Annotated in this window: 22 protein-coding genes; 13 read left to right on the top strand and 9 right to left on the bottom strand. The window is 67.5% G+C overall.

Features of this window, described 5'->3' with window-relative positions; translation table 11 throughout:
• Nucleotides 1–132: 132 nt before the first annotated feature.
• The 3 genes from ACYAF3_RS19685 to ACYAF3_RS19675 are packed head-to-tail and all read right to left on the bottom strand — an operon-like array spanning nucleotide 133 to nucleotide 1,255.
• On the bottom strand, nucleotides 133–294 hold the full coding sequence (locus tag ACYAF3_RS19685; protein ID WP_003091659.1) for a hypothetical protein: 162 nt from the start codon (nucleotides 292–294) through the stop codon (nucleotides 133–135).
• Nucleotides 291–893, bottom strand: a complete 603-nt coding sequence (locus tag ACYAF3_RS19680) for an alpha-ketoglutarate-dependent dioxygenase AlkB family protein (RefSeq protein ID WP_003115462.1) — start codon at nucleotides 891–893, stop codon at nucleotides 291–293. The genes ACYAF3_RS19685 and ACYAF3_RS19680 overlap by 4 nt, the downstream gene beginning before the upstream one ends.
• A gap of 53 nt (nucleotides 894–946) precedes the next feature.
• Nucleotides 947–1,255 (bottom strand): hypothetical protein, encoded by a 309-nt coding sequence (locus ACYAF3_RS19675; RefSeq protein WP_003091664.1) that lies wholly within the window; start codon nucleotides 1,253–1,255, stop codon nucleotides 947–949.
• A 235-nt stretch (nucleotides 1,256–1,490) separates the two neighbouring features.
• Between ACYAF3_RS19675 and rapA the strand changes: the two genes are divergently transcribed.
• Nucleotides 1,491–4,343, top strand: a complete 2,853-nt coding sequence (rapA, locus tag ACYAF3_RS19670) for an RNA polymerase-associated protein RapA (protein ID WP_003119658.1) — start codon at nucleotides 1,491–1,493, stop codon at nucleotides 4,341–4,343.
• Nucleotides 4,344–4,625: 282 nt separating this feature from the next.
• Nucleotides 4,626–5,081, top strand: a complete 456-nt coding sequence (locus ACYAF3_RS19665) for a universal stress protein (RefSeq protein WP_003091672.1) — start codon at nucleotides 4,626–4,628, stop codon at nucleotides 5,079–5,081.
• A 68-nt stretch (nucleotides 5,082–5,149) separates the two neighbouring features.
• Here ACYAF3_RS19665 and ACYAF3_RS19660 read toward each other — a convergent pair whose 3' ends face one another.
• Nucleotides 5,150–6,805, bottom strand: a complete 1,656-nt coding sequence (locus ACYAF3_RS19660) for a phosphoethanolamine transferase (RefSeq protein ID WP_003091675.1) — start codon at nucleotides 6,803–6,805, stop codon at nucleotides 5,150–5,152.
• A gap of 326 nt (nucleotides 6,806–7,131) precedes the next feature.
• On the opposite strand from ACYAF3_RS19660, the gene ACYAF3_RS19655 reads away from it, so the two are divergent.
• Nucleotides 7,132–9,312 carry a putative bifunctional diguanylate cyclase/phosphodiesterase gene (locus tag ACYAF3_RS19655; protein WP_003117586.1) on the top strand — a complete coding sequence of 727 codons (2,181 nt, stop codon included), beginning with the start codon at nucleotides 7,132–7,134 and terminating at the stop codon, nucleotides 9,310–9,312.
• A gap of 3 nt (nucleotides 9,313–9,315) precedes the next feature.
• Here the strand turns inward: ACYAF3_RS19655 and ACYAF3_RS19650 are convergent, their stop codons facing one another.
• Nucleotides 9,316–10,206 (bottom strand): NAD(P)-dependent oxidoreductase, encoded by an 891-nt coding sequence (locus ACYAF3_RS19650; RefSeq protein WP_003113156.1) that lies wholly within the window; start codon nucleotides 10,204–10,206, stop codon nucleotides 9,316–9,318.
• Between the two features lie 148 nt (nucleotides 10,207–10,354).
• Here ACYAF3_RS19650 and ACYAF3_RS19645 point away from each other — a divergent pair, with 148 nt between their 5' ends.
• From ACYAF3_RS19645 to ACYAF3_RS19620, 6 genes are all read left to right on the top strand, one after another.
• Complete coding sequence (locus ACYAF3_RS19645; RefSeq protein WP_003113155.1) at nucleotides 10,355–11,212, top strand: putative selenate ABC transporter substrate-binding protein; 858 nt, start codon at nucleotides 10,355–10,357, stop codon at nucleotides 11,210–11,212.
• The gene (locus ACYAF3_RS19640; RefSeq protein WP_003117585.1) at nucleotides 11,209–12,012 is read left to right on the top strand and encodes a phosphonate ABC transporter ATP-binding protein; all 804 of its coding nucleotides are present in this window, start codon (nucleotides 11,209–11,211) and stop codon (nucleotides 12,010–12,012) included. Before ACYAF3_RS19645 ends, ACYAF3_RS19640 begins: the two co-directional genes overlap by 4 nt.
• Nucleotides 12,006–12,839 (top strand): PhnE/PtxC family ABC transporter permease, encoded by an 834-nt coding sequence (locus ACYAF3_RS19635; protein ID WP_003452909.1) that lies wholly within the window; start codon nucleotides 12,006–12,008, stop codon nucleotides 12,837–12,839. The genes ACYAF3_RS19640 and ACYAF3_RS19635 overlap by 7 nt, the downstream gene beginning before the upstream one ends.
• On the top strand, nucleotides 12,836–13,606 hold the full coding sequence (phnE, locus tag ACYAF3_RS19630; RefSeq protein ID WP_003452927.1) for a phosphonate ABC transporter, permease protein PhnE: 771 nt from the start codon (nucleotides 12,836–12,838) through the stop codon (nucleotides 13,604–13,606). Before ACYAF3_RS19635 ends, phnE begins: the two co-directional genes overlap by 4 nt.
• A 123-nt stretch (nucleotides 13,607–13,729) precedes the next feature.
• The gene (locus ACYAF3_RS19625; protein ID WP_003160761.1) at nucleotides 13,730–14,458 is read left to right on the top strand and encodes a hypothetical protein; all 729 of its coding nucleotides are present in this window, start codon (nucleotides 13,730–13,732) and stop codon (nucleotides 14,456–14,458) included.
• Between the two features lie 65 nt (nucleotides 14,459–14,523).
• On the top strand, nucleotides 14,524–15,024 hold the full coding sequence (locus ACYAF3_RS19620; RefSeq protein ID WP_003113150.1) for a hypothetical protein: 501 nt from the start codon (nucleotides 14,524–14,526) through the stop codon (nucleotides 15,022–15,024).
• A 57-nt stretch (nucleotides 15,025–15,081) separates the two neighbouring features.
• Here ACYAF3_RS19620 and ACYAF3_RS19615 read toward each other — a convergent pair whose 3' ends face one another.
• Complete coding sequence (locus ACYAF3_RS19615) at nucleotides 15,082–17,160, bottom strand: phosphocholine-specific phospholipase C (protein ID WP_003117582.1); 2,079 nt, start codon at nucleotides 17,158–17,160, stop codon at nucleotides 15,082–15,084.
• Between the two features lie 230 nt (nucleotides 17,161–17,390).
• Entirely contained in the window at nucleotides 17,391–17,846 is a 456-nt protein-coding gene (locus tag ACYAF3_RS19610; RefSeq protein WP_003091697.1) for a DMT family transporter, read from the bottom strand.
• An 88-nt stretch (nucleotides 17,847–17,934) separates the two neighbouring features.
• On the opposite strand from ACYAF3_RS19610, the gene ACYAF3_RS19605 reads away from it, so the two are divergent.
• Nucleotides 17,935–18,849 carry a LysR family transcriptional regulator gene (locus tag ACYAF3_RS19605; protein ID WP_003113148.1) on the top strand — a complete coding sequence of 305 codons (915 nt, stop codon included), beginning with the start codon at nucleotides 17,935–17,937 and terminating at the stop codon, nucleotides 18,847–18,849.
• Between the two features lie 7 nt (nucleotides 18,850–18,856).
• On the opposite strand, the gene ACYAF3_RS19600 is transcribed toward ACYAF3_RS19605, so the two are convergent.
• The gene (locus ACYAF3_RS19600) at nucleotides 18,857–19,555 is read right to left on the bottom strand and encodes a MerR family transcriptional regulator (RefSeq protein ID WP_003143427.1); all 699 of its coding nucleotides are present in this window, start codon (nucleotides 19,553–19,555) and stop codon (nucleotides 18,857–18,859) included.
• 425 nt (nucleotides 19,556–19,980) lie between these two features.
• Between ACYAF3_RS19600 and ACYAF3_RS19595 the strand changes: the two genes are divergently transcribed.
• The 3 genes from ACYAF3_RS19595 to ACYAF3_RS19585 are packed head-to-tail and all read left to right on the top strand — an operon-like array spanning nucleotide 19,981 to nucleotide 23,528.
• A complete protein-coding gene (locus tag ACYAF3_RS19595) occupies nucleotides 19,981–20,856 on the top strand; it encodes a M24 family metallopeptidase (protein ID WP_003091703.1) in 876 nt (291 codons plus the stop codon).
• Nucleotides 20,853–22,631 (top strand): SDR family oxidoreductase, encoded by a 1,779-nt coding sequence (locus ACYAF3_RS19590; protein WP_003117579.1) that lies wholly within the window; start codon nucleotides 20,853–20,855, stop codon nucleotides 22,629–22,631. Before ACYAF3_RS19595 ends, ACYAF3_RS19590 begins: the two co-directional genes overlap by 4 nt.
• Nucleotides 22,632–22,640: 9 nt before the next feature.
• Entirely contained in the window at nucleotides 22,641–23,528 is an 888-nt protein-coding gene (locus ACYAF3_RS19585; protein ID WP_003117578.1) for a metal-dependent hydrolase, read from the top strand.
• 342 nt (nucleotides 23,529–23,870) lie between these two features.
• On the opposite strand, the gene ACYAF3_RS19580 is transcribed toward ACYAF3_RS19585, so the two are convergent.
• Nucleotides 23,871–24,476 (bottom strand): ATP-dependent Clp protease proteolytic subunit, encoded by a 606-nt coding sequence (locus ACYAF3_RS19580; protein ID WP_003091706.1) that lies wholly within the window; start codon nucleotides 24,474–24,476, stop codon nucleotides 23,871–23,873.
• Nucleotides 24,477–24,607: the final 131 nt, after the last annotated feature.

The following is a 24,607-nucleotide window of genomic DNA, read 5'->3' as shown; positions in this document are numbered from 1 at the left end:
TGACACTGACCCAGGTCAAGTTTCGCAGGAGGGAGAATGCGGTCGGACGCCGCAGATAACCGGGAAAAACCTGCCCGATCGCCGCACGTTGCCCGCAGGAATGCGCCGCCGGCGAACGCGGCGGCGGAGGCTTCAGCGCTTCTTCGGCTTGCCTTTCGGCTTCTTCCGCGGCTTGCCCAGCGGCAACACCTGTTCGAAGGCCTTGCGGACCTCCTGCAGGCGCTTCTCGTGCACGTCGTGGATGCGCTTGTCGCGCTCGGCGCTGAGGTCGATCACCTTGTCGTCGTCGTTCATGGCTGGGGGTACACCAGGCGGAAGGTCAGGTTCAAACGGGGCATGCAGGAGCGGCGGGTCTTCGCCACCTGATGTTGCCAATGATGCTGGGTTGCGCCGCGCATGACCAGCAGGCTGCCATGGGTCAGTTCCAGAGAGTGGGCGATGCGGGTCTGGCCCTTGCGCCGCAGGTCGAAGCGGCGGCTGCCGCCGAGACTGAGCGAGGCGACCAGCGGATCGCGGCGCAGCTCTGGCTCGTCGTCGCTGTGCCAGCCCATGGAGTCCTGGCCGTCGCGGTAGTAGTTCAGCAGCACGCCGTTGACCCGCTGGCCGACCTCGCGCTCCACGCGCTCGCGGATCTCGCCGAGCAACGCGGTCCATGGCAGCGGCCGGTGGACCTGGCCGGAATAACGGTAGGCGGCGTCAGGGTCGCCGTACCAGGCCACCAGGCGCGGGGTCGGATGCTCCTCGCCATGGATGCGCAGGATCGGCTGTTCCCAGGGCGTTTCCTGTTCCAGGCGCAACAGCCAGGCGCTCGCCAGCGGCGCATCCAGCCAATGCGGGAGATAGCGCAGGTCGGCGTCCGGCAGGGTCAGGGGTGCGTCGGCGAACAGGTCCATGGGCCGCAGGTTACTACGCCGCAAGGCCGCTGCTGAAGCCTGGAAAACCAGGGTTACACTTCGATGTCGATCAATTGTCCCTTGCGCGGCAGCTCGTCCGCCTGGGCGCTCTCCCCCGCCTCGTCAGCCGGCGCCTCGTCCCCCTCGTCGCTCCGCGCGTGCGCCTCGCCGCCCTGGCGGCGCTGGCGACGGCGGTATTCCTCTTCCAGCCAGCTTTCCTCGTCGCGCTCCTGGCGCAAGGCGACGCCATCGCTGCCCGCGCCAGCCTGGGTCGGCGCGACCGGCGGCGTGGCCGGACGGGGCTTGGGCGGGTCCTGCTGGACGGTGACCGGGATCAGGCCCTGGGGGATCGGCGGAAGCATGCAGGCAACCTCTCTGGGTAGTGCCGCGTCATGGGTTCTCGCAGCGTGCCGGTTTGCGGCGTTCTTCTACAAGGGTTATCGGTCGACCCGCCGCTCGACTTGAGAACCAGCCGCCAGGCGGGCGCTCCCGTACCGACGGACGGCTCTCCGACGAAGCCGTGGCGCAACACGCAATCCATCGCCAAGCGTCGCTCAACGCCACGCGTTGCGGTACCATACCCGGCTTTTTTGGGAGGTGGACATGGCGCAGTATCAACCGGGGCAACGCTGGATCAGCGACAGTGAAGCGGAATTGGGCCTGGGGACCATCCTGGCCCAGGATGGCCGCCTGCTCACCGTGCTCTATCCGGCGACCGGCGATACCCGCCAATACGCCTTGCGCAATGCGCCGCTGACCCGCGTGCGCTTCGCCCCCGGCGATGAAGTGACGCACTTCGAAGGCTGGAAGATGACCGTCCGCGAGGTCGAGGAAAGCGAAGGCCTATTGGTGTACCACGGCCTCACCGCGCAGAACGAGCAGCGCACCCTGCCGGAAACCCAGCTCTCCAACTTCATCCAGTTCCGCCTCGCCAGCGACCGTCTGTTCGCCGGACAGATCGATCCCCTGCCCTGGTTCTCCCTGCGCTACCACACTCTCGAACGCCGCAGCCAACTGCTCCAGTCCTCGCTCTGGGGCCTCGGCGGCGCCCGCGCCCAGCCGATCGCCCACCAGTTGCACATCGCCCGCGAAGTCGCCGACCGCATGGCGCCGCGCGTCCTGCTGGCCGACGAAGTGGGCCTGGGCAAGACCATCGAGGCCGGCCTGATCATCCATCGCCAGTTGCTCTCCGGCCGCGCCGGGCGGGTGCTGATCCTGGTCCCGGAAAACCTCCAGCACCAGTGGTTGGTGGAGATGCGCCGGCGCTTCAACCTGCAGGTGGCCCTGTTCGACAAGGAGCGCTTCGCCGAAAGCGATGCCAGCAATCCCTTCGAGGACACCCAGTTGGCCCTGGTCGCCCTGGAGTGGCTGAAGGAAGACGAACGCGCCCAGGACGCCCTGTTCGCCGCCGGCTGGGACCTGCTGGTGGTCGACGAAGCCCACCACCTGGTCTGGCACCAGGACCAGGTCAGCGCCGAATACGCGCTGGTCGAGCAACTGGCGGAGATCATTCCCGGCGTCCTGTTGCTCACCGCGACCCCGGAGCAACTCGGCCAGGACAGCCACTTCGCGCGCCTGCGCCTGCTCGATCCGAATCGTTTCCACGACCTCGAAGCGTTCCGCCGGGAGAGCGAGCAATATCGCCCGGTCGCCGAAGCGGTGCAGGAACTGCTCGACCACGGCAGTCTTTCCGCCGGCGCGCGCAAGGCCATCCACGGCTTCCTCGGCAGCGAGGGCGACGAGCTGCTGGCCAGCGTCGAGGGCGGCGATGAAGAAGCTCGCTCGCGCCTGGTCCGCGAGCTGCTCGACCGCCACGGCACCGGTCGCGTGCTGTTCCGCAACACCCGTGCCGCCGTGCAGGGCTTCCCCCAGCGCGAACTGCACGCCTATCCGTTGCCGATGCCGAGCCAGTACGAGGAATTGCCGGCCGGCGAACACCCGGACCTGTATCCGGAAGTGAATTTCCAGCAGCAGTGGGAAGACGGCGACGACAACAACCGCTGGTGGCGCTTCGACCCGCGCGTCGAGTGGCTGATCGATACCCTGAAGATGCTCAAGCAGTTCAAGGTCCTGGTCATCTGTGCCCACGCCGAGACGGCCCTCGACCTGGAAGACGCCCTGCGCCTGCGTTCGGGCATCTCCGCCACGGTGTTCCACGAAGGCATGAGCATTCTCGAGCGCGACCGCGCCGCCGCCTACTTCGCCGACGAAGAGTTCGGCGCCCAGGTGCTGATCTGCTCGGAAATCGGCAGCGAAGGCCGCAACTTCCAGTTCGCCCACCATCTGGTGCTGTTCGACCTGCCGGCCCACCCGGACCTGCTCGAGCAGCGCATCGGCCGCCTCGACCGGATCGGCCAGCGACACACCATCCAGTTGCACGTACCGCACCTGGAGAACAGCGCCCAGCAGCGCCTGTTCCAGTGGTACCACCAGGCGCTGAACGCCTTCCTCAATACCTGCCCCACCGGCAACGCCCTGCAACACGAGTTCGGCCCGCGCCTGCTGCCGCTGCTCGACGGCGGCGAGGACAAGGCCTGGGACGCGCTGCTCGCCGAAGGCCGCGCCCGTCGCGAAGCCCTCGAAGCGGAGCTGCACAGCGGTCGCGACCGCCTGCTCGAGCTGAACTCCGGCGGCGCCGGCGAAGGCGAGGCGCTGGTGGAGGCCATCGAGGAACAGGACGACGACTTCGCCCTGCCGATCTACATGGAGCGCCTGTTCGACGCCTACGGCATCCACAGCGAAGACCATTCGGAAAATGCCCTGATCCTCAAGCCAAGCGAGAAGATGCTCGACGCCGGCTTCCCCCTCGGCGACGACGAAGGCGTGACCATCACCTACGACCGTGCCCAGGCGCTGGCCCGCGAGGACATGCAGTTCCTCACCTGGGAACATCCGATGGTTCAGGGCGGCATGGACCTGGTGCTGTCCGGCTCGATGGGCAACACCTCGGTGGCGCTGATCAAGAACAAGGCGCTGAAGCCTGGCACCGTGCTGCTCGAACTCCTGTTCGTCAGCGAGGCCGTGGCACCGCGCGCCCTCCAGCTCGGCCGCTGGCTGCCGCCGCAGGCCCTGCGCTGCCTGCTCGACGCCAACGGCAACGACCTGGCCGGCCGGGTATCCCTGGAAACCCTCAACGACCAGTTGGAAAGCGTGCCACGGGTCAGCGCCAACAAGTTCGTCCAGGCCCAGCGCGATGTGCTGGCCAAGCAGTTCGACGTGGCCGAGGGCAAGATCGTCCCGCGCCACGAGGAACGCGTGGCCAGGGCCAAGCAGCAGTTCGCCGCCGCCATGGACGAGGAACTGGCGCGCCTGACCGCGCTCAAGGCGGTCAACCCGAGCGTCCGCGACAGCGAGCTGGACAGCCTGCGCACCCAGCGCGAGGAAGGCCTGGCCCTGCTCGACAAGGCCTCCCTGCGCCTCGAGGCGATCCGCATCCTGGTCGCCGGCTGACGCCCGGCAACGGCTGCGCGAAACGAGAAGCCATGGGCATCCCCCATGGCTTCTTTCATTTCATTTCCAGCGAAGGCCGCAACGGCGGATGGCCGCGCGGCGACCGTTCGCCCCGTTCCCCGGCCCCCGCCGGGCCGCGAGCCGGGCGTCGCAGCGGAATCGCGACGGTCGCCCTGCGACTTATTGACCTCCGGCAAAGGTCCGCCGGCCGCGAGGGTCTACAGTGTCCTTGAAGTTTCAAGAACGCCCGGCGGGCGGACACTCACTCTGGAGGGACACCTTATGTACGATCGCATTCTGGTAGCCGTGGACGGCAGCCCGGTCTCCGACCGCGCCCTGGAAGAGGCCATCAAGCTGGCCGGCCTCAGCGGCGGCAAGCTGCGCGTCATCACCATCGTCGACAGCCCGCTGCGCCACCTTCCCGACTACGCGGTGTACTACAACCCCGAGCCGCTGCGCGAAGCCGCGCTGAAAGCCGCCGATGACGTCCTGGCCAAGGCCCGCGAGAAGGTCGAGGCGAGCAACGTCGAAGGCGCCACCTTCGATCGCGTCTGCCAGGAGCGCGCCAGCGAGGAAATCGCCGAGCGCATCGAGCTCGAGGCCCAGGCCAGCGATGCCGACGTGGTGGTCATGGGCACCCATGGTCGTCGCGGCATGCGCCGCCTGATGCTCGGCAGCGTGGCGGAAGGCCTGATCCGCGTGGCTTCGCGTCCGGTCCTGCTGGTCCGCGACAAATAAGGCGAAAGCCGACGAAAAAGGCCGTGGGGGGAATCCTCCACGGCCTTTTTTCTTTCAGCCCCCGTCGCTCACTGGGCTGCCCTGGGCGCGCGGCAACTGGCGAAGATGTCCAGCGCCGGCTGGTACAGCGAAGTCTGTACGTCCAGCAGGCCGAGCACCGAGTGGAACAGGTTGTCATGGCTCAGGTCCTTGTCGTCGCGCTTGCCGTCCAGGCAACTGCGCTGGATGCCCCAGTTGCCCAGCGCCTGCGGGGCGAACCACATGACCATCGGCACGTGGATCTGCGCCTGGGGCGCGATCGAATAGGGCGCCGCGTGCAGGTAGACGCCATTCTCGCCCAGCGACTCGCCGTGGTCGGACACGTAGATCATCGCCGTATCGCGCTTGTCGGCATTCCGCTTGAGCAATTCGATCACCTTCGTCAGGAAGTGGTCGGTATAGAGGATGGTGTTGTCGTAGACGTTCACCAGCTCTTCCTTGCTGCAACTGCCGAGCTGGTTGGTCCGGCATACCGGCTGGAAGCGCTCCATCTCCTTCGGGTAGCGCTCGTAGTACTCGGGACCGTGGCTGCCATCGGAGTGCAGGACGATGATGGCGTCGTCCTGCAGCCCGTCGATGTACTCCTGCAGGCCTACCAGCAGCGACTCGTCCAGGCAGTTCTTGCCGTCGCAGAACGGACTCGGCTGGGTCTTCGGGATGTCCCGGTTGGGCACCCGCAGGCAGGTGCCCTTGCAGTCGCTGTTGTTCTCCAGCCACAGTACCTGCACGCCGGCACGCTGGAGAATGTCCAGCAGGCCTTCGTGGGTCTTGGCCTTCTTGTCGCTGTAGTCCTCGCGCGGGTACTGGGAGAACATGCAGGGCACCGAGACCGCAGTGGAAGTGCCGCAGGAACGGACCTGGGTGAAGTTGACGATGTCCTGCTTGCTCAGCTCCGGGTTGGTCTCGCGGGCGTAGCCGTTCAGCGAGAAATGGTCGGCACGGGCGGTCTCGCCGACCACGAACACCAGCAGCGATTTCTTCTGTCGCTGCAGCGCAGCCGGCGCCTGGCGGGCGTCCAGGCCGATCGGCTCGACCACCAGGTGTTCCTTGATCACCAGGCGCTGCTTGGCGTACTTGCCCACCGCGTAGATGTAGTTGGTCGGGTTGATGAAGTGGGTCAGCTTGTCTTCCTCGCGGAAGATCGGGGCGTAGGTGGAATAGAAGCTGCCTACCATTACCGCGACGATCAGCAGGCAGCCGAGCAGCGTCAGGATCTTGTTCAGCAGGCCGCGGAAGAACGGCCGGTAGCGTACCGGCCAGAGCCAGATCAGCAGCGAAGGCAGGACACCGAGCAACAGCAGATAGCCGAGCAGGGTCGGGTTGACCAGGTCGCCGGCCTCGGTGGCGTTGGTCTCGAAGACGTTCTGCACCATCACCGTGTCGATGCTGATGCCGTAGCTGCCCATGAAGTAGGTCGCGCCGGCCGAGCACAGGGCGACCAGGGTCAAGGCCGGCTTGAGCAGCGGGCGGAAGGAAACCAGGGTCAGCAGGAGCGTGAAGGCGGCCCACAGGAACGCCGCGAACGAGGCGAAGAACGCGAAGCCCTTCAAGCCTTGCAGCGGCACCAGGCCATGCAGGGCCTTCCAGGTCGCCGCGTTGTAGAACACCACCAGAACCAGCGCGAACAGCATCACCAGCCGGGTCGAACCGATAGCCGGCAAGAAACGCTTGATACCCCCACCCATTGAAGCAACTCCTGAAACGTAACGGACCGCCGCCACCCCCCGTGGCGGGGCGCCCGAACTCTATCGGGCGCCTGGTCAAAATTTCGTGAAGCCTCGCGAGCCCTCGCGGGCGCAGCGATCATGCCCGTGGCGATGGAGCCGGAACAAGCTCAGCTATGCCTTTTCTCCCCGGGAAAATGCCGAAACCGGCCGTATGTCGGCGGCCAGCGACTTCCTTCCATGCCGACCTTGCAGGTGGCTCCCGCTATCTATACTGGAAGCACAATGCCACCCCCAGCCCGCACCCGCGCCGTCCGCGGGTTTTCCGTGTCCAGGGAGACACCGCTATGGATTGGCAAGGCCTGCGCTTCCTCGGAGAGTCTCCCGTCGACGGCTACGTGCTGCAGAACTGCACCTATTCGCCGTCGCTGGTGGCGCTCGCCTTCCTCGTCGCCTGCCTCGCCGGGTACACGGCACTGGACATGGTCGAGCGGGTCGGCAACAGCCTGAGCCACCCGCGCCTCTGGCAATGGATCGGGGCGTTCTGCCTGGGCAGCGGCATCTGGGCCACGCATTTCGTCGCCATGCTCGCGTTCCACGCGCCGATCGCCCTGCGCTACGACCTGCCGATCACCGGCCTGTCGCTGCTGATCGCCGTCGCCGCCTCGTACCTGGCGATGTACATGACCGCCCGCCCGCGCTTCGGCCTGCTGCCCTGCCTGCTCGCCGCCTGCTGCATCGGCCTGGGCATCGCTGCCATGCACTACACCGGGATGGCGGCGATGCGCTCGGTGGCCACCCAGTACTACCAGCCATCGCTGTTCGCCCTTTCGGTACTGATCGCCATCGGCGCCGCCTTCACCGCCCTCGCCGCGGTCCCCTACCTGCGCGGCCGGCGCAGCGCGCGCTACCGCTACATGAAACTGATCGCCAGCCTGCTGCTGGCCGGCGCCATCGCCGCCATGCATTTCACCGGGATGGCCGCGCTGGTGCTCAGCGTACCCGCCGGCACGCCGCTGGAACTGCAAGCCAGCGCCGACTCGCTGCGCCTGGGCTGGCTCACCGGAGTGCTCGCCAGCGCCATCGCCGCCTGCGGCATCTGGGCCGCATGGTCGGAGAAACAACGGGAGCGCCGGCTCAGCGAAAACAGCCGGGTCAACGCCCTGCTCAACCAGCTCGACCACGCCCACGCCTCGCTGCGCCAGATGGCTCGCTACGACAGCCTGACCGGCCTGCAGAACCGCACGGCATTCAACGAAGTGTTCGTCCAGCACCTGGAGAACTGTCGCCTGAGAGGCAAGGGCCTGGCGGTGATGTTCCTCGACCTCGATCACTTCAAGCGGATCAACGATTCCCTCGGCCACGACTCTGGCGACCAACTGCTGAAGATCGTCTCCGAACGCATCCGCAGCGTGTTGCGCGATAGCGACGTGGTGGCGCGCTTCGCCGGCGACGAGTTCTGCGTGCTCGCCGACCTCACCCAGGACCACGAGGCGCACATCCTCTCGCAACGCCTGATGCAGAAGATGAAGGAACCCATCGCCCTGGACGGGCGCACCCTGGTGATGACCGCCAGCGTCGGCGTCAGCCTCTACCCGAACGACGGCGAGCAGTGCGAGGAGCTGCTGAAGAACGCCGGCCTGGCCCTGCACCAGTCCAAGGCCTGCGGGCGCAACAACGCGCAGTTCTTCAGCCGGCAACTGCTGGTGCGGGCGACCCAGGAACTGCAGATGGAGGAGGAACTGCGCCAAGCCCTGCGCGACGACCAACTGGAGCTGCACTACCAGCCGATCCTCGCCCTCGCCGACGGCGAGGTACACCAGTTGGAGGCATTGGTGCGCTGGCGCCATCCGACCCAGGGCCTGCTCGGTCCGGACCGCTTCATCGGCCTGGCCGAAGCCAACGGCATGATCGACCAGCTCGACGACTGGGTGCTGCGACGCGCCTGCCGCGACCTGCGCAGCCTGCACCTGGCCGGCCACGAACGGCTGCGGGTGGCGGTCAACTGCTGCGCCAGCAATCTCGGCCGGGCCAGCCTGGTCGACGAAGTCCGTCATGCGCTGGAGCAGGCCGGGCTGGCGGCGTGCTTCCTCGAACTGGAGGTGACCGAGGACGCGCTGATGTACAACATCGACCAGACCATCCCGCTGCTCGAACGCCTCCGCGAGCTGGGCGTCAGCCTGTCGATCGACGACTTCGGCACCGGCTATTCGTCGCTCGCCTACCTGCGGCGCCTGCCGCTGGACGCGCTGAAGGTGGATCGCTCGTTCATCATGGACATCCCCGCCTCGCAGCGGGACATGGAAATCGCCCAGGCGATCATCGCGATGGCCCAGAAGCTCCATCTGAAAGTCGTCGCCGAGGGCGTGGAGACCCCGCAGCAACTGGCGTTCCTGCGGGAGAACCATTGCGAGCTGGTGCAGGGCTACCTGTTCAGCCGGCCGCTGCCGCTGGCGGCCCTGGAAGAGTTCCTCCGCGCCTACCGCTTCGACGCCGCGCCGCCGCTGCGCAGCCTGAACCAGGCCTGAGGTTCACTCGACGGCGGTCCGGTATTGCTCCACCAGGGTCGCCGGATCGCGTTCGAGATAGCCCTGGCTGCCGTGCAGACGCATCAACTGCGCGGCCAACCCGCTCATCGGGGTGGCCGCGCCTTGCTCGCGGGACAGCTTCACCGCGGTATCGAGATCCTTGAGCAGGGTCCGTACGTGCCACTTGACCGGCTCGTAACGGCTCTCGGCCATTTGCGGGGCGAGGATCTGCAACGGCTTCGAGTCGGCGAAGCCGCCCGCCAGCGCCGGAGCGACCAGGCTGGCGTCGACCCCGGCCCGCTCCGCCAGCGCCACCACTTCGGCGATCACCAGGGCGTTGCAGGCAACGATCATCTGGTTGCAGACCTTGGTCACCTGCCCGGCGCCCACCTCGCCCATGCGCGTCAGGCGCTGGCCAAGCCGGGAGAGGACCGGCCGCAGGCGTTCGATATCCGCTGCGCGTCCGCCGGCCATGATCGCCAGGCTGCCGCTTTCCGCGCCCGGCGTGCCGCCGGAGACCGGCGCGTCGACCCAGCGCACGCCGCAGCGCGCCTCTAGCTCGGCGGCCATCTCGCGGGTGGCGGCCGGCTCGGCGCTGGAGAAGTCCACCAGCAACTGCCCGGGCCTGGCGTTCTCGACGATGCCGCCGGCGCCGAACACCACTTCGCGCACCGCCGCGGTATCGGCCAGGCAAAGCATCAGGATTTCCGCGTCGGCGGCCAGCTCGGCCGGGACCTCGACGGCTTTCGCGCCCTCGGCCGCGAGCAACTCGCGTTTGCCCGGCGAACGGTTCCACACCGCCAGCGGATAGCCGGCGGCCAGCAGCCGGCGGCACATGGGCACGCCCATCAGGCCGAGACCGGCGAAGGCAAGGGAAGGCAGGGAAGCGGACATGGCGAACTCCAATACGCAGCGAATGGGCACGGGGAGCGCCATATTACCCGCGAGGCGCCGGCGAGCAACGCCGCGACGGCTGCCCAAGCGGGCCGCGCACCACTATACTCCCCGGGTTTTTTCCGCCATTGAACCGGAGAACTCTCCCATGTTGAAACGCTCCCTGGCGCTCGCCGCCGGCATCGCCCTGTCCCTGTCCGCCGCGCTCGCCCACGCCGAAACCCTGAAAGAACTCAAGGTCTCGGCGATCCCCGACGAGGCGCCCACCGAGCTACTGCGCAAATTCAAGCCGCTCGGCGCCTATCTGGAGAAGCAACTCGGCATGCCGGTGAAGTTCGTCCCGGTGGCCGACTACGCCGGGGTGGTCGAGGCGCTGGCCGCCGACCGCCTGGACATGGCCTGGCTGGGCGGCTTCACCTTCGTCCAGGCGCGGCTGAAGACCGGCAACGCCATCCCCCTGGTGCAGCGCGAGCAGGACCAGCAGTTCACCAGCAAATTCATCACGGCCGATCCCCAGGTGAAATCCCTGCAGGACCTGAAGGGCAAGACCTTCGCCTTCGGCTCGGTCTCCTCCACCTCGGGCAGCCTGATGCCGCGCTACTTCATGCAGAAGGACGGCATCGTCCCCGAGCAGTTCTTCTCCCGCGTCGCCTACTCCGGCGCCCACGACGCCACCGTAGCCTGGGTCCAGGCCGGCAAGGTCGACGCCGGCGTGCTGAACGCCTCGGTCTGGCAGAAGCTGGTGGACAGCGGCAAGGTCGATACCGCCAAGGTCAAGGTCTTCGCCACCACGCCGACCTACTACGACTACAACTGGACCGTGCGCGGCAACCTCGACCCGGCCCTGGCCGAGAAGATCAAGCAGGCCTTCCTCGCCCTCGACCCGGCGAAACCGGCCGACAAGGAGATCCTCGACCTGCAGGCCGCCAGCCGCTTCATCGAGACCAATCCGGACAACTACAAGGGCATCGAGGAGTCCGCACGCGCCGCCGGCCTGCTGAAGTGAGCCTGAGCCTCGACGGCGTGGACCTGGTCCACGCCGACGGCCAACGCGCCCTTGCCGACATCCGCCTGCGCCTGGCCGCTGGCGAACGGGTGGCCCTGATCGGACCTTCCGGCGCCGGCAAGACCAGCCTGCTGCGGGTGCTCGCCAGCCAATGGCGGCCCAGCGTCGGCCGTGTCGAACTGCTCGGCGAGGAGCCCTGGGCGCTATCCGCCGCCGCCCGCCAACGCCTGCGCGCGCGCATCGGCCTGGTCCACCAGGCACCGCCGCTGCCGCCACGGCAACGGGTGGTCAGCGCGGTACTGGCCGGGCGCCTCGGCCAGTGGCCGCTATGGAAGAGCCTGGTCAGCCTGGTCTATCCGCTGGACCGCGCCGGCGCCCACGACGCCCTGCAACGCCTGGATCTCGGCGACAAGCTGTTCCAGCGCTGCGACCAGCTTTCCGGCGGCCAGTTGCAGCGGGTCGGCATCGCCCGGGTGCTCTACCAGCGCGCCGAGCTGATCCTCGCCGACGAACCGGTCTCGGCCATGGACCCGGTGCTCGCCGGCCATACCCTGGCCCTGCTCAACCGCGAGGCCGCCGCGCGCGGCAGCACCCTGCTGGCCAGCCTGCACGCGGTGGACCTGGCGCTGCAACACTTCCCCCGGGTGATCGGGCTGCGCGCCGGACGCATCGCCTTCGACCTGCCCGCCGGCGAAGTCGACCGCGCCGCGCTGGACGCCCTCTACGCCAACGAACAACTGCAGGCCGAGCGCGCCAGCCCGGCCGGCGAACCCGCCGTGGTGCACATCCCACGATGCTGAACGCCGCTTCTCCGCCGCGCGACCCCGCCGCCCTGCCGCGCCTGCTGCTGACCCTGGCCGCGTTGCTGCTGCTCTGGCCGGGGCTGCGCCTCAGCGAACTGGATATCCCCGCCCTGTTCAGCGGCGACAACGCGCGCACCATGGGCGGTTTCCTCGCCGGCTTCTGGCCGCCGGCACACGATCCCGGGTTCCTCGCCCTGCTCGGCCGCGCCACCCTGGAAACCCTCGCCATCGCCACCGCCGGCATGGCCCTGGCCTGGCTCCTGGCGTTTCCCGCCGCACTGCTGGCGACCCGCGCCCTGTCGCTCTCGGCACTGCCGCGCGGCGGCCTGCCGGCCTGGTGGGCACGGGCACTGCGCTGGCCGGTGCGCGGCCTGCTGATCCTCCTGCGCAGCGTGCCGGAAATCGTCTGGGCGCTGCTGTTCGTCCGCGCCGTGGGCCTGGGCCCCACCGCCGGGGTGTTGGCCATCGCCATCACCTATGCCGGCATGCTCGGCAAGGTCTACGCGGAAATCTTCGAGTCGGTGGATCCGCGCCCCACCCGCGCCCTGCTGCTGGGCGGCGGATCGCGGCTGGCGGCATTCGCCTACGGGGTGCTGCCGAACGCCGCCGGGGAAATGATTTCCTACACTGTCTATCGCTGGGAGTGCGCGATCCGTGCTTCGGTGGTGATGGGCTTCGTCGGCGCCGGCGGCCTCGGCCAGCAGATCGACCTGTCGCTGCGGATGTTCGCCGGCGGCGAGGTTGCCAGCATCCTGCTGACCTTCCTCCTGCTGGTCCTCCTCGCCGACCTGCTGAGCCGCTTCCTGCGCGGGAGGCTGGCATGAGCCGGACCTGGCGCCTGCTGCTCTGGCCGCTGCTGGTGGTGGCCGCGGTGGGCGCCTCGTTCGCCTATCTGGACATGGACACCGCAGGTCTTTTCAGCGGCAAGGGACGGGGCCAGATGGCCGCCTACGCCAGCGAGTTCTTCCCGCCCGACCTGTCCGCTCCGCACCTGCGGGCGATTGGCCGGGGGCTGCTGGAAACCCTGGCCATGTCGGCCATCGGCACCCTGCTGGCGGCGCTGCTCGGCCTGCTCTTCGCGCTGCCGGCGGCAGGTCGCTTCGGCGTGCCGGCGCAGAGCCTGGCGCGACTCCTGCTCAATGCGCTGCGCGCGGTGCCGGAGCTGGTCTGGGGCGCGCTGATGGTGCTGGCGGCCGGGCTCGGGCCGAACGCCGGGACCCTCGCCCTGGCGCTGCACACCGGCGGCGTGCTCGGCCGGCTGTTCGCCGAAGCCCTGGAGAACACCCCGGCGCAGCCCGCCGAGGCCTTGCGCCTGGCCGGCAGCGGACGCCTCGCGGCATTCGCCTATGGCACCCTGCCGGGGGTCTGGCCGCAACTGGTGGCCTATACCCTGTACCGCTGGGAGAACAATATCCGCATGGCCAGCGTGCTCGGCTTCGTCGGTGCCGGCGGGCTCGGGCAGATGCTCTATTTCAGCCTGAGCCTGTTCCAGCAGGCCCAGGCCGCCACGGTGATCCTGGCCATGCTGGTCCTGGTGCTCGGGGTCGACAGCCTGAGCGCCTGGGCGCGGCAGCGCTGGGTCAGCCAATAGGAAAACGCGCCGCCGCGCCCGTTCGAGGAAATTTACGAAGCCCGCCGAAGATCGGGCATCATCGGTGCTCGGAGCCATCAGGGAGGCACCCCGCCTCCAGGTGTCCAGGGAGAGGAAGGAACCATGCGCAAACCACTGCTATCCGCATTACTGCTGGGCCTGCTGGCCCTCGGCGGCTGCAGCCTGCCCCAACAGCAGGCCGGCGCGCCGACCGAGCAGCGGCTCGGCACCCAATGGGGCGAAGGCGTCGCCTCGCCGGTCACCTCGGTGGCCCTGCGACGTCTATCGGAGCAACCGGTCGATCGCCGCCAGGTGTTCTACAGCGCGAGCCGCTTCGATGGACGTGCCATCAAGGAACTGCCCCTGGCCAAGGGCAGGGTGGGCTTCGCCGTACTCGACGAGGATGGCGGCAAGTTCGACCTCGTGCAGCACCGCAGCACCCTGCAATTGCAGGGTCGTGAAGGCCAGCGCTACCGACTGTGGCTGAACAACCTCGGCAACGCGACCTACGAGGTGGTCTCCACGGTAGACGGCCTGGACGTGCTCAACGGCCAGCCGGGCAGCCTGAAGAACCGCGGCTATGTGCTGGAACCGGGCGAGAGCCTGGTGATCGAGGGCTTCCGCAAGAACGAACGGGAAGTCGCGGCGTTCCGCTTCGCCAGCCCCGACGATGCCTACGCCAGCAACAGCGCGGCCGGCGACAGCCGCAACCTCGGCGTGATCGGCGTGGCCCTGTTCGAGCTGGACGCTCCGGCCAGCGGTCGCGAGGCGCCGGCCGACGGACCGCAGGCATTTCCCGCCGACGCCCGGAACGGCGGCGGCTACGCGCCGCCACCACGCTATCGCGACTGAGGCATCTTCACGAAAACTGCGCGGCGGCGTTCCTTCATAAGCAATCCATCTCACAGGAGCCGCCGATGAACCGCTTTTCACTGCCCCGCCCCGACGCACGCCAGTGCGTCGCCGGCCTGGGTTTCTCCGCCCTTCTGCTGCTGGCCTCCTCGGCCAACGCCGCCGCCTGCCGCGACATCACCAGCGTGCAGCAAAGCGCCGACGCCACGCGCAATACCTCGATGGGCGGCCACGTGACCCAGCACATCTACGGGATGACGCCGCCGTCCGGCTCGTCGCAGAAAGACAAGACCCTGTTCAAGTCGAGAGGCAACTACGACGCGGCCTGGCGCCAGTACGGATACATCGACAATCCGGTGGCCTGCAGCGGCAACAGCAAGTTCCAGGTGGTTTCCCTGGAGAAGCTGCACATGGGCAAGATCGATGCCTACTCCTGCAAGCAGGCCGACGGCCAGGGCGCCTGCACGCGCTGGGATACGTACATGGCCAAGGAGATTTCGTACGGTTTCGTCCTGAAGGACGGCAAGTGGATCCTCAATACCCTCTACCCGGTTCCCCTCGACTAGGGCGCAGGCCGTCCGCGCCGGCCGCCCCATTGCAGGGAGCCGGCGCGGCCGTCCGGGTCAGAAGGTCAGCGTGCCCAGGCCCATGCCCGGGTCGCTGAAGCCGGAGCGACCATCTTCCATGCGACCGCTGAAACGCCGCAGGAAGCTGTCCGCCCCCTGCGCGCTGACGCTGAAGTCGTACCAGTTGCCGCTGCTGCGCAGCGAATAGCGGACTTCCCGGCGCTGTCCCGGCGGCACGTTGACGGTACGCCGCTCGCCCTGGCGATAGACGTTGTCCTTGACCGTCAGCTTGACCGGATGGCGGCCACGGTTGATCAGTTGCACGCGCAGGTTGCCGAACAGCGGCTCGTAGTCGATCCGCACTTCCGGCAGCGGCGCCTTGCGCTCCGCCAGGTCGCGCCGCAGGTTGCCGCGAAAGACCCGGAGGAAACCGTTCGGACCGTGCACTTCCAGGTGGTAGTCGCCGCTGGCGTCGCCCTGGAAGCTGTCGTGCAGGCGCTTGCGCGCGCCGACGGTGTAGCGTTTCGGCGGGCTCTCGCTGTCGAGCAGGTCGAACACCTGGAACACCGCGCCGGCCTTGCCGGTGTTGGCGAAGGTCAGGCTCAGCGCATCTCCGCCGCTGCGGTAGCGCGCATGCACGCCCAGCTCGTAGGGCAAGGCGCGGGCCGGACGGATGCCCATTTCCTGCTTGGGCATGGCGGCCACCGCCGGCGGCTTCGGCTTCGGCAGCTTGATCTGGCTGGCGACGATGGCGTCGGCCTGGCTGGTGTCGGGCAGTTCGGGGAACGGCTCGTTGTTCGGGTTGGCGAAGTTGAACGCCGAGGTCAGGTCGCCGCAGACGGCACGACGCCAGGGACTGATATTCGGCTCCATGACCCCGAAGCGCTGCTCCAGGAAGCGGATCACCGAGGTGTGGTCGAACACCTGGGAGTTGACCCAGCCGCCCTTGCTCCACGGCGAGATCACGTACATCGGCACCCGCGGGCCGAGGCCGTAGGGCTGGTTGCGATAACGGATATCGCCCTTGGTGTGCCATTCGAGGGTGGCGTCGGCGGTGGTCTTGCCGCGCAGCGTGCCGTCCTTGTTCAGGCTCGGCGCGGCCGGCGGGGCGACGTGGTCGAAGAAGCCGTCGTTCTCGTCGAACATCACCAGCAGCGCGGTCTTGCTCCAGACCTCCGGGTTGGCGGTCAGCGCGTCGAGTACCCAGGAAGTGTACTCGGCCCCCCAGATCGGGCTGGACGGGCCGGGGTGTTCGGAGTACTTGGCCGGGGCGACGATCCAGGACACCTGCGGCAGGCTGTTGGCCAGCACGTCGCGCTTCAGCGCATCGAGCTTCCAGGTGCTCAGGCCGTTGACGATCAGCGGCGAGTCAGGCGCCGCGGCGCGGTACTGGCGGAAGCCGATCAGCGGGTTGTCGGAGAAGTTGTCGGCCATGTCCTGGTAGACCCGCCAGGTGATGCCGGCAGCCTGCAGGCGCTCGGGATAGGTGGTCCAGGTGTAGCCCTGCTCCACCGGGCCGTTGCTGTCGTGGTCGTTGGTGGTTACCGGACCACCGTGCTGGCCGAGCGGGTCGTTGGTGCCGGTCCAGAGGAACAGCCGGTTGGGGTTGGTGCCGCCCTGGAACGAGCAGTGATAGGCGTCGCAGATGGTGAAGGCGTTGGCCATCGCGAACTGGAAGGCGATGTCCTGCTCCTTGTAGTAGCCCAGGGAACGCTCGGTCTTGGCCGGCAGCCACTTGTCCATGCGCCCTTCGTTCCAGGCCTGCTGGGCGTCCGGCCAGGTGTGCGGGGTGCCGTCGACGCGCTGGGCGCTGGTGGTGCTGGTGTCGAAGTGGTAGGGCAGGATCTCGCCCTTGCTGCCCTTCTGGTGCCAGACCCGCTGGCCATCGGGCAGCGGGATCGCCATGCGGTCGCCGAAGCCGCGGACGCCCTTGAGGGTGCCGAAATAGTGGTCGAAGGAGCGGTTCTCCTGCATCAGGATCACCACGTGCTCGACGTCCTTGAGGTTGCCATGCCGGCGGTGCGCGGGAATCGCCAGGGCCGCCTGGATGCTCGACGGCAGCATGCTGGTGGCGACGGTGGCGCCGACCGTACCGGCGGCCAGGCGGATGAAGCTTCTTCTGCTTTTCGAAATCATCGGGGGACTCACCAGGTCAGGGTGTGGCACAGGGCTGCCGAGCGCATCCATGACGCCCGCAGGCTCACTCGGCAGCAAGCTGTTCGAACCCCGACGACGCTAGTGAGGGAAAAAGACGCTTTGGTTTCAACACGCTTTGCAACAACTATTCATGCCAACTTCATCACAATTTGAGATCAAGATTTTGGTCTAGGCCAGATTCCACTTGACAGCCTTCGCCGGCACTCTCCTCACGCTCTTCCCCGCCATTGCAGGAGCAATACCCCCGCCACCACCAGCGCCAGGCCGAGATAGCCCTCCCAGGACAACCGGCGCACCGGGAAACCGGCCCAGCCGAACTGGTCGCAGAGCGCCGAGACCAGCATCTGCCCGGCCACCACGCACGCGATGAAAGTGGCGGCACCCAGGCGCGGCGCGACCAGGATCGCCACCGTCAGGTAGGCCGCGCCGAACAGCCCGCCGAGCCAGCTCCACCAGGGCGCGCCGCCGAGGCTGGCGGTAGCCGGCAGCGGCACCCGCACCAGCAGCAGGCCCAGGCTGACCACCCCGAGGCTGACGCCCAGCGAAGTCAGGCTGGCGCTCAGTGGATGGCCGAGCAGGCGCCCGAGCAAGGCGTTGCTGCCGGCCTGCAGCACCACCATGCCGCCCACCGAAACTGCCATCAGTACCATCAGATAATTGGGCATGCTGATTCTCCTCCTCCGGCGCTTGCCTCTGGAGCAGAGTTTTTGCTATCCACTTCGCGAATGGAAATCGATAGTTGGTACACCTTCCATGCAGCAGATTCATGACCTACGCCGTATCGACCTCAACCTGCTGGTGGTGCTCGACGCGCTCCTCAGCGAGCGCCACGTGTCCCGCGCGGCGCAGCGCCTGGCCATGTCGCAGCCGGCGGTCAGCCACGCCCTCGGGCGTCTCCGCGAACTGTTCGGCGATCCACTGCTGGTGCGGGTAAAAAGCCGCATGCAGTTGACCAGCCTGGCGCTGGAGCTGGCGCCGAAGCTCCAGGCCAGCCTCGACCAGGTACGCGGGGTGATCGGCGGGCCGACCTTCGAACCGGTGCGCAGCCGACGCCACTTCCGCCTGGGCATGTCCGACTACGGCGCCTGGGTGGTGCTGCCGGCGCTGCTGCGCCAGCAACAGGCGCTGGCGCCCGGGGTGAGCTTCGGGATAGTCCAGGAACCGCGCCTGGAAACCGCCCGTCAGGTCGCCGAAGGACAGCTGGACTGCGCGCTGGGGGTATTCCCCCTGCTTCCGGAGGGCGTGCGCGCCAGGCGCCTGTTCGAGGAGCGTTTCGTCTGCGTCTGTCGGCGCAGCCTGTTCGACCGCCCCGACGGCCTGTCCCTCGACCGCTACCTGGCGGCCCGCCACGTGCGCGTCTCGCTACAGGACAACCCGGCCGAGGAAGTCGACAGCGCCCTGGAAAAACGCGGCCTGCGCCGGCAGGTGGCGCTGACCCTGCCGCACTTCACCGTGGCCCCGGCGCTGCTGGCCGGCACCGACCTGGTACTGACCATCGCCGAACGCACCCTCGAAAGGTTGCGGCTACCCGAGGAACTGGCGCTCTGCGAGCCGCCGCTGGCGATCCCGCGCTTCGACTACGTGCAGATCTGGCGCGGCGACGCCGAGCGCGAAGCGGCCGGCGCCTGGCTGCGGGAACAGATCCAGGCGGCGGCGCGGAAGATCTGAAGAAGAGTCAGGAAGGCTTTTCCAGCTTGCGCAGCATCTCGCCGACACGCTCGCCGAGCATTTCGTTGGCCGACAGCTTGAGGCCGCGCGCCAGTTCCACCTGGACCACGTGTTCCGCCAGCGGGCGCAGGCGCAGGAACACCTTGGCCAGCTCCTGCAGGTCCGGCGCCCCGGGCAGCAGGTCGGTGCCGCGGCCGTCCACCAGGTGGGTGACGATCAGGCGGACGATTCCCGCCGCCAGATGCTCGGTGTCGCTGCGCAACTCGCCGAGTTGATCGAGCAGCGCCTCCAGCGGGATGCCGCTGCGGTACAGTTCCAGCCCGGCCTGGAACAGCCGTGGACTGGGGATCTTCATGCGCTCGCCGTCGAACAGCAGCAGGCCCAGCGCCTGGGCCTTGTCGATCACCCGGTCGTTCAGTTCGTCGCCGAAGATCGCCTGGAGTTCGTCGAAGCCGATGCTGCCGGGCGTCTCCAGGTTCCACTCGCCGATGATCGCCTGGTCCAGGCCGAGCACATGGTCGAGGTCGCGGCCCTGTTCCCAGGCTTCCAGCAGTTCCTTGATGTTGGCGCTGGAATAGCCGCGCTCGAGCAACTGGCTGATCAGCCGCAGGCGCTTGAGATGACTGTCGAAATACACGCCGACCCGGCCGCGCCGCTCCGGCGGCGGCAGCAGGCCGCGGTCCTGGTAGGCGCGTACGTTGCGCACGCTGCTGCCGGCCGCGCGAGCCAGTTCGTCGACGCTGTATTCGCGGGCATCCTCGGCGGACGGCTGCTCGCCACGTTGCAGCAGGCGCTGCAGGAGGGTCAGGGGTGTGCTCATGGAGGCGGATCATAACGAGGCCCGCCGAACGGCCACAACCTCCGGGGGCGCAACGCTCTGTGCCAGCGTCCGGATGCGCGGGCGCCAACCAAAGACTGGACTCGTCGGTCAGCCGCTTCTCCGGCACCACCGCCAAAACCCGGGGGAAACGTCCCGAGCCTTCTGCCCCGGGCCTTCCGGCGCCGGTAGCAAGTGCCGTAACACCGGCGTGAAGAGACTTCCCAGGGCTGGCGCAACGCCTGCTTATGGGCCAGCATCAACCATGACATCAATCAATGTCACAATAACGACAAGCCAGCCTGGAGAGAGCCATGTCCCAAGGCGCCTGGGTACCCACTCCCGACGATCTCGATCACTTCCGCCAGGTCCAGCGACTGGCCTATACCTGCTGCGAAACCATCCACGGCGAACTGCGCGCCGGCATCAGCGAGAGGGAAGCCGCGGCGCTGATGAAGACCTGGCTGCAGGATCATGGCGTCGACGACTGGTTCCACCAGCCCTTCGCCTGGTTCGGCAGCCGCACCTCGTTCAAGGGCTTCGACGGCCTGCGTCATCTCGGTGGCTTCAACCTGGCCTTCTACCCCGGCAAGCAGCGCCTGGAGGAAGGCATGCCGTTCATCCTCGACTGCGCGCCGACCCTCGGCGCCTATACCGCCGATGTCGGCTACTCCGGCGCACTAGGCCACAACCTGTTGCAGGAGCGGCTGATGGACGATCTGCTGATACACCGACGCACCATCCTTGACCTGGTCCGCGAACGGCGCCCCCTGGCCGAAGTCAGCCAGGCGGTCGACCGGCTCTGCGTGATCCAGGGCACCCTGCCACGGCACAAGGCCTATCCCTTCGAAGTGCTCGCCCATCGCGTGGAAAAGCTCGGCAACCGCCGCGGTCCCTCGGTGGCGCGCTTCGGCGTGCGCAACCTGTACACCCTGACGCGCAACGCGCTGGTCACCGGCAAGCGCGAAGGCTGGTCGCCGCTGTGGTCCAGCGGCAAGCGCTCCGAGCACCCGCCGACGCCCGGTCTCTGGGCGGTGGAACCGCACCTGGGGCTACGCGGGGTGGGCGCCAAGTTCGAAGAACTGCTGGTGGTCACCGAAGACGACGCCTACTGGCTCGACGACGACCTGCCGCACGTCCGCCGCTGGCAGGCGCGCGGACTGCTGCCGCAAGCACGGGAGGCCGCATGAACGCGCTCCTCGCCCTCCCCGACCTGCAGCCGGAACGCCTATTCGTGCAATCCGGCGACGTGCGCCTGGCGGTTCATTGCTGGGGCGCGCCGGACAACGGCAAGCCGACGCTGCTGATGGTGCATGGCTACCCGGACAACCACGAGACCTGGCTGCCGCTGATCCGCCAACTGGCCGGGCGCTACCGCATCGTCGCCTACGACGTGCGTGGCGCCGGCGCTTCGGACAAGCCACGCTGGAGCCGCGACTACCACCTGCAGCGGCTCAGCGAAGACCTGCAGGCGGTGATCCGCGCCACCAGCCCGGACCGCCCGGTACACCTGCTGGCCCATGACTGGGGCTCGATCCAGACTTGGGAAAGCGTCACCGATCCGCAGTGCCGACCGCTGATCGCGTCCTATACCTCGATCTCCGGGCCCTGCCTGGACCATGTCGGTTTCTGGATGCGCGAACACCTCAGGCAGCGCAGTCCGAAGGCCCTGAAAGCGGTATTCGGCCAGTTGCTCCACTCCTGGTACATCGCCTTCTTCCATACCCCCGTCGTACCCGAGCTGCTCTGGAGCGCCGGCCTGGCCCGGCTCTGGCCGCAGTTCCTGAAGCACGCCGAAGGCGTCCGCCATCCGCAGGTCAACCCGACCCAGGCCAGCGACGGCCGGCACGGGGTCAAGCTGTACCGCGGCAACTTCATCCGCAGCCTGTTCCGTCCGCGCAAGCGCCACACCGAAGTGCCGGTGCAACTGATCGTACCGACCCGCGACCGTTACGTCGGCGCCCAGCTGTTCCAGCACCTCAGCCTGTGGGCGCCACGCCTGTGGCGGCGCGAGGCGAGCGTCGGCCATTGGCAACTGCTGGCCGAGCCGGAGCAACTGGCCGGCTGGCTCGGCGAGTTCATCGACGCCCAGGAAACCGGCGAGTCGCCGCCGGCCCTGCAACGCGCCCAGGTCCGGCCCGACGCGCGCTCGATGAACGGCAAGCTGGTGGTGGTCACCGGCGCCGGCGGCGGCATCGGCCGTTCGACCCTGCTCAGCTTCGCCGAGCGCGGCGCCAGCCTGCTCGCCGCCGATCTCGATCTGGAAGCCGCCGAACGCAGCGCCGAACTGGCCCGCGCCCTTGGCGCCACGGCCCATGTCTACCAGGTCGACGTCGGCGATACCCAGGCCATGGAGACCTTCGCCGAGTGGGTGCGCGACACCCTCGGAGTCCCGGATGTGGTAGTCAGCAATGCCGGCATCGGCATGGCCGGACCGATGCTCGACACCTCGCCGGCGGAATGGGAGCGCCTGCTGCGGGTCAACCTGTGGAGCGTGATCGACGGCTGCCGCCTGTTCGGCCGGCAGATGATCGCGGCGAACAAGCCGGGGCACCTGGTCAATGTCGCCTCCGGCGTGGCCTTCGCGCCGTCGCGCAACTACCCCGCCTACGCCACCAGCAAGGCCGCAGTACTGATGCTCAGCGAATGCCTGCGGGCAGAACTGGCCGGACGTTCGATCGGAGTCACCGCGGTGTGCCCGGGCTTCGTCGATACCGGCATCGTCCAGGCCACCCGCTTCGTCGGCATGGACGCCGAACGCCAGGCACGGCGCCAGGCGAAGATCCAGCGCTTCTACAAGCGACGCCGGCTCAGCCCGGACACCGTCGGGGAAAAGCTGGTGCGCGCCGTGGAGCGCAACAAGGCGGTGGTCTCGGTGGGCAGCGAGGTGCACCTCGGCGCCCTGCAATGGCGCTTCGCGCCCTGGGCCACGCGGTTTCTCGCGCGCTTCGACCTGACTTCCTGAGAGCCTGCCATGAGCGAATTCCACCACAAGCTGGTCCAGCGCAAGGTCCGCTTCGACTTCAGCGATACCCCCCTGCACTGGGTTCCCGGCGAAGCGGAAGCGTCCCAGGTGATGAACGTCCTGCACATGCTCCTGCCTTCCGGCGAACTGTGGTTCTGCCGCCTCTACAACAAGGCCCTGCCGCTGGTTAGCGACGCCCGCCTGCGCGACGACGTGCAGGGTTTCATCCGCCAGGAAGCGATGCATTCGCGGGCCCACGACGGCGCGATCCAGCGCTACCTGAGCAGGTTCGACATCGACTCCAAGCCGTTCACCGACAAGATGGATTTCCTTTTCGAACGCCTGCTCTGCGACTACCCGCTGGGGCAGAACCGCCTGACCCGCGCCCTCGACGGCTGGTGGCTGCGCCAGCGCTGCGCGATCATCGCCGCGGTGGAGCATTTCACCTGCGTGCTCGGCAAGTGGGTGCTGGAGGCCCGGGAGCTGGATCGCCGCGGCAGCGACCCGGTGATGCTCGACCTGCTGCGCTGGCACGGCGCCGAGGAAGTAGAGCACCGCAGCGTCGCCCACGACCTGCACATGCATCTGGGCGGCAGCTTCGTCACCCGGCAACTGACCATGCTGTTGGTCATCGCGATACTGGTCTACCTGCTCGCCGACGGCACCCGCACCCTCCTCGACCAGGACCCGAGCCTGCGCGGCGCCAAGCGCCAGGGATTCCTACGAACCTGGTGGCGGCTCGGCAAGCAGGGCCTGCTGCCGAACCTCGCGCGCACCTTCCGCGACGTCGCCCGTTACTTCAATCCCTGGTACCACCCCGAGCACGAGGCGAATACCCAGGAAGCCCTGGAATACCTGGCCAACTCGCCGGCGGCCCGGCGCGCGGCGAACGCCTGAAAACAATTCACTGGAAATACCGGCAAGCGCCGCGGAAGCTGGAACTTTCCCGGCGCTTGTCCATTGTTACGTCAGGGCGAGTCAAACAAGGCCGGCAGACGGAAGGTAATTTCCGTAAGCCTGAAAAATGTCGCTCGATAGAATGATTGAAAATAACGGGCGCGCGACGTGAGACTTTGCAAAAGCCAGCCATTCCTGCTGATGGCATTTTGAAAGCAAGCAAAATAAAAGTAAGAAAAGTTACCCTATCGATCGGAAATTAAAGAAAGAAAAGCGAGCGAGAAGAGAGTCGGGAAATACGCTCTTCGCGCCCGCCTTCGTATTTATCCGGCCTGCGGAAACTCACTGGCCAGGCAGCGTGATCTCCCGTTCCGAAACGATGATCTTGTTGACCAGGCCGTACTGCACGGCCTCCTCCGCGTTCAGCCAGAAGTCGCGCTCGGTGTCGGCACTGATCTTTTCCGGCGTCTGCCCGGTGGCTTCGGCGAAGATCCGGTCGAGGCGTTCCTTCATCCGCACGATCTCGCGGCGGTAGATCTCGATGTTGCTCGCCGGCCCCTGGATGCCACCCGACGGCTGGTGCAGGAGGAAGCGGGTATTGGGCAGCGAATAGCGGTTTTCCTTGTCCGCCGCGGCATAGATCAGCGCGCCGGCGCTGGCAACGCTGCCGGAACCGATCATGATGACCTTCGGTGTGATGAAGCGGATCGCGTCGAAGATCATGTCGCCGGACTCGACGTGGCCACCCGGGGAATTGACGAACATGTAGATCGGATCGTCGCTGATCGAGGCGAGGATGTGCAGCTGCTGGACGACGTCCTTGGCCATCTTCTCGTCGACCCCGCCGGTGACGAACACCTTCCTGACCTTGAGCGCGTACTCCATCAGCTTGGCGCCGATGGCGCCGTGGGAGTCGCCGCCTTCGCGGTCCTTGTCATCGGTTTTCATGCAACCTCCTGGAACTGTTGGTAATCCATCCGGCAAACCTTTCAGGGCATGCGTTCGTTGTTCGCCAGGGCGCGGATATATATCCGTTAATGCGCCTCTTCCGAGCGGCCCATTATGCATCAGCCAGACAC

This window comes from Pseudomonas sp. TZ252 (assembly GCF_056110345.1).
The sequence above is the reverse complement of the archived record's forward strand: the minus strand, read 5'-3'. Positions and strand labels throughout refer to the sequence as shown.

Coding starts and splice junctions, on each gene's coding strand:
- ACYAF3_RS19665 (WP_003091672.1), top strand. CDS start 4,626: ATGTACGATCGCATTCTGGTAGCCGTGGACGGCAGCCCGGTCTCCGAC.
- ACYAF3_RS19620 (WP_003113150.1), top strand. CDS start 14,524: ATGAACCGCTTTTCACTGCCCCGCCCCGACGCACGCCAGTGCGTCGCC.
- ACYAF3_RS19585 (WP_003117578.1), top strand. CDS start 22,641: ATGAGCGAATTCCACCACAAGCTGGTCCAGCGCAAGGTCCGCTTCGAC.
- ACYAF3_RS19605 (WP_003113148.1), top strand. CDS start 17,935: ATGCAGCAGATTCATGACCTACGCCGTATCGACCTCAACCTGCTGGTG.
- ACYAF3_RS19590 (WP_003117579.1), top strand. CDS start 20,853: ATGAACGCGCTCCTCGCCCTCCCCGACCTGCAGCCGGAACGCCTATTC.
- ACYAF3_RS19685 (WP_003091659.1), bottom strand. CDS start 294: ATGAACGACGACGACAAGGTGATCGACCTCAGCGCCGAGCGCGACAAG.
- ACYAF3_RS19595 (WP_003091703.1), top strand. CDS start 19,981: ATGTCCCAAGGCGCCTGGGTACCCACTCCCGACGATCTCGATCACTTC.
- ACYAF3_RS19645 (WP_003113155.1), top strand. CDS start 10,355: ATGTTGAAACGCTCCCTGGCGCTCGCCGCCGGCATCGCCCTGTCCCTG.
- ACYAF3_RS19615 (WP_003117582.1), bottom strand. CDS start 17,160: ATGATTTCGAAAAGCAGAAGAAGCTTCATCCGCCTGGCCGCCGGTACG.
- ACYAF3_RS19635 (WP_003452909.1), top strand. CDS start 12,006: ATGCTGAACGCCGCTTCTCCGCCGCGCGACCCCGCCGCCCTGCCGCGC.
- ACYAF3_RS19680 (WP_003115462.1), bottom strand. CDS start 893: ATGGACCTGTTCGCCGACGCACCCCTGACCCTGCCGGACGCCGACCTG.
- ACYAF3_RS19655 (WP_003117586.1), top strand. CDS start 7,132: ATGGATTGGCAAGGCCTGCGCTTCCTCGGAGAGTCTCCCGTCGACGGC.
- ACYAF3_RS19580 (WP_003091706.1), bottom strand. CDS start 24,476: ATGAAAACCGATGACAAGGACCGCGAAGGCGGCGACTCCCACGGCGCC.
- ACYAF3_RS19660 (WP_003091675.1), bottom strand. CDS start 6,805: ATGGGTGGGGGTATCAAGCGTTTCTTGCCGGCTATCGGTTCGACCCGG.
- ACYAF3_RS19625 (WP_003160761.1), top strand. CDS start 13,730: ATGCGCAAACCACTGCTATCCGCATTACTGCTGGGCCTGCTGGCCCTC.
- ACYAF3_RS19610 (WP_003091697.1), bottom strand. CDS start 17,846: ATGCCCAATTATCTGATGGTACTGATGGCAGTTTCGGTGGGCGGCATG.
- ACYAF3_RS19675 (WP_003091664.1), bottom strand. CDS start 1,255: ATGCTTCCGCCGATCCCCCAGGGCCTGATCCCGGTCACCGTCCAGCAG.
- phnE (WP_003452927.1), top strand. CDS start 12,836: ATGAGCCGGACCTGGCGCCTGCTGCTCTGGCCGCTGCTGGTGGTGGCC.
- ACYAF3_RS19650 (WP_003113156.1), bottom strand. CDS start 10,206: ATGTCCGCTTCCCTGCCTTCCCTTGCCTTCGCCGGTCTCGGCCTGATG.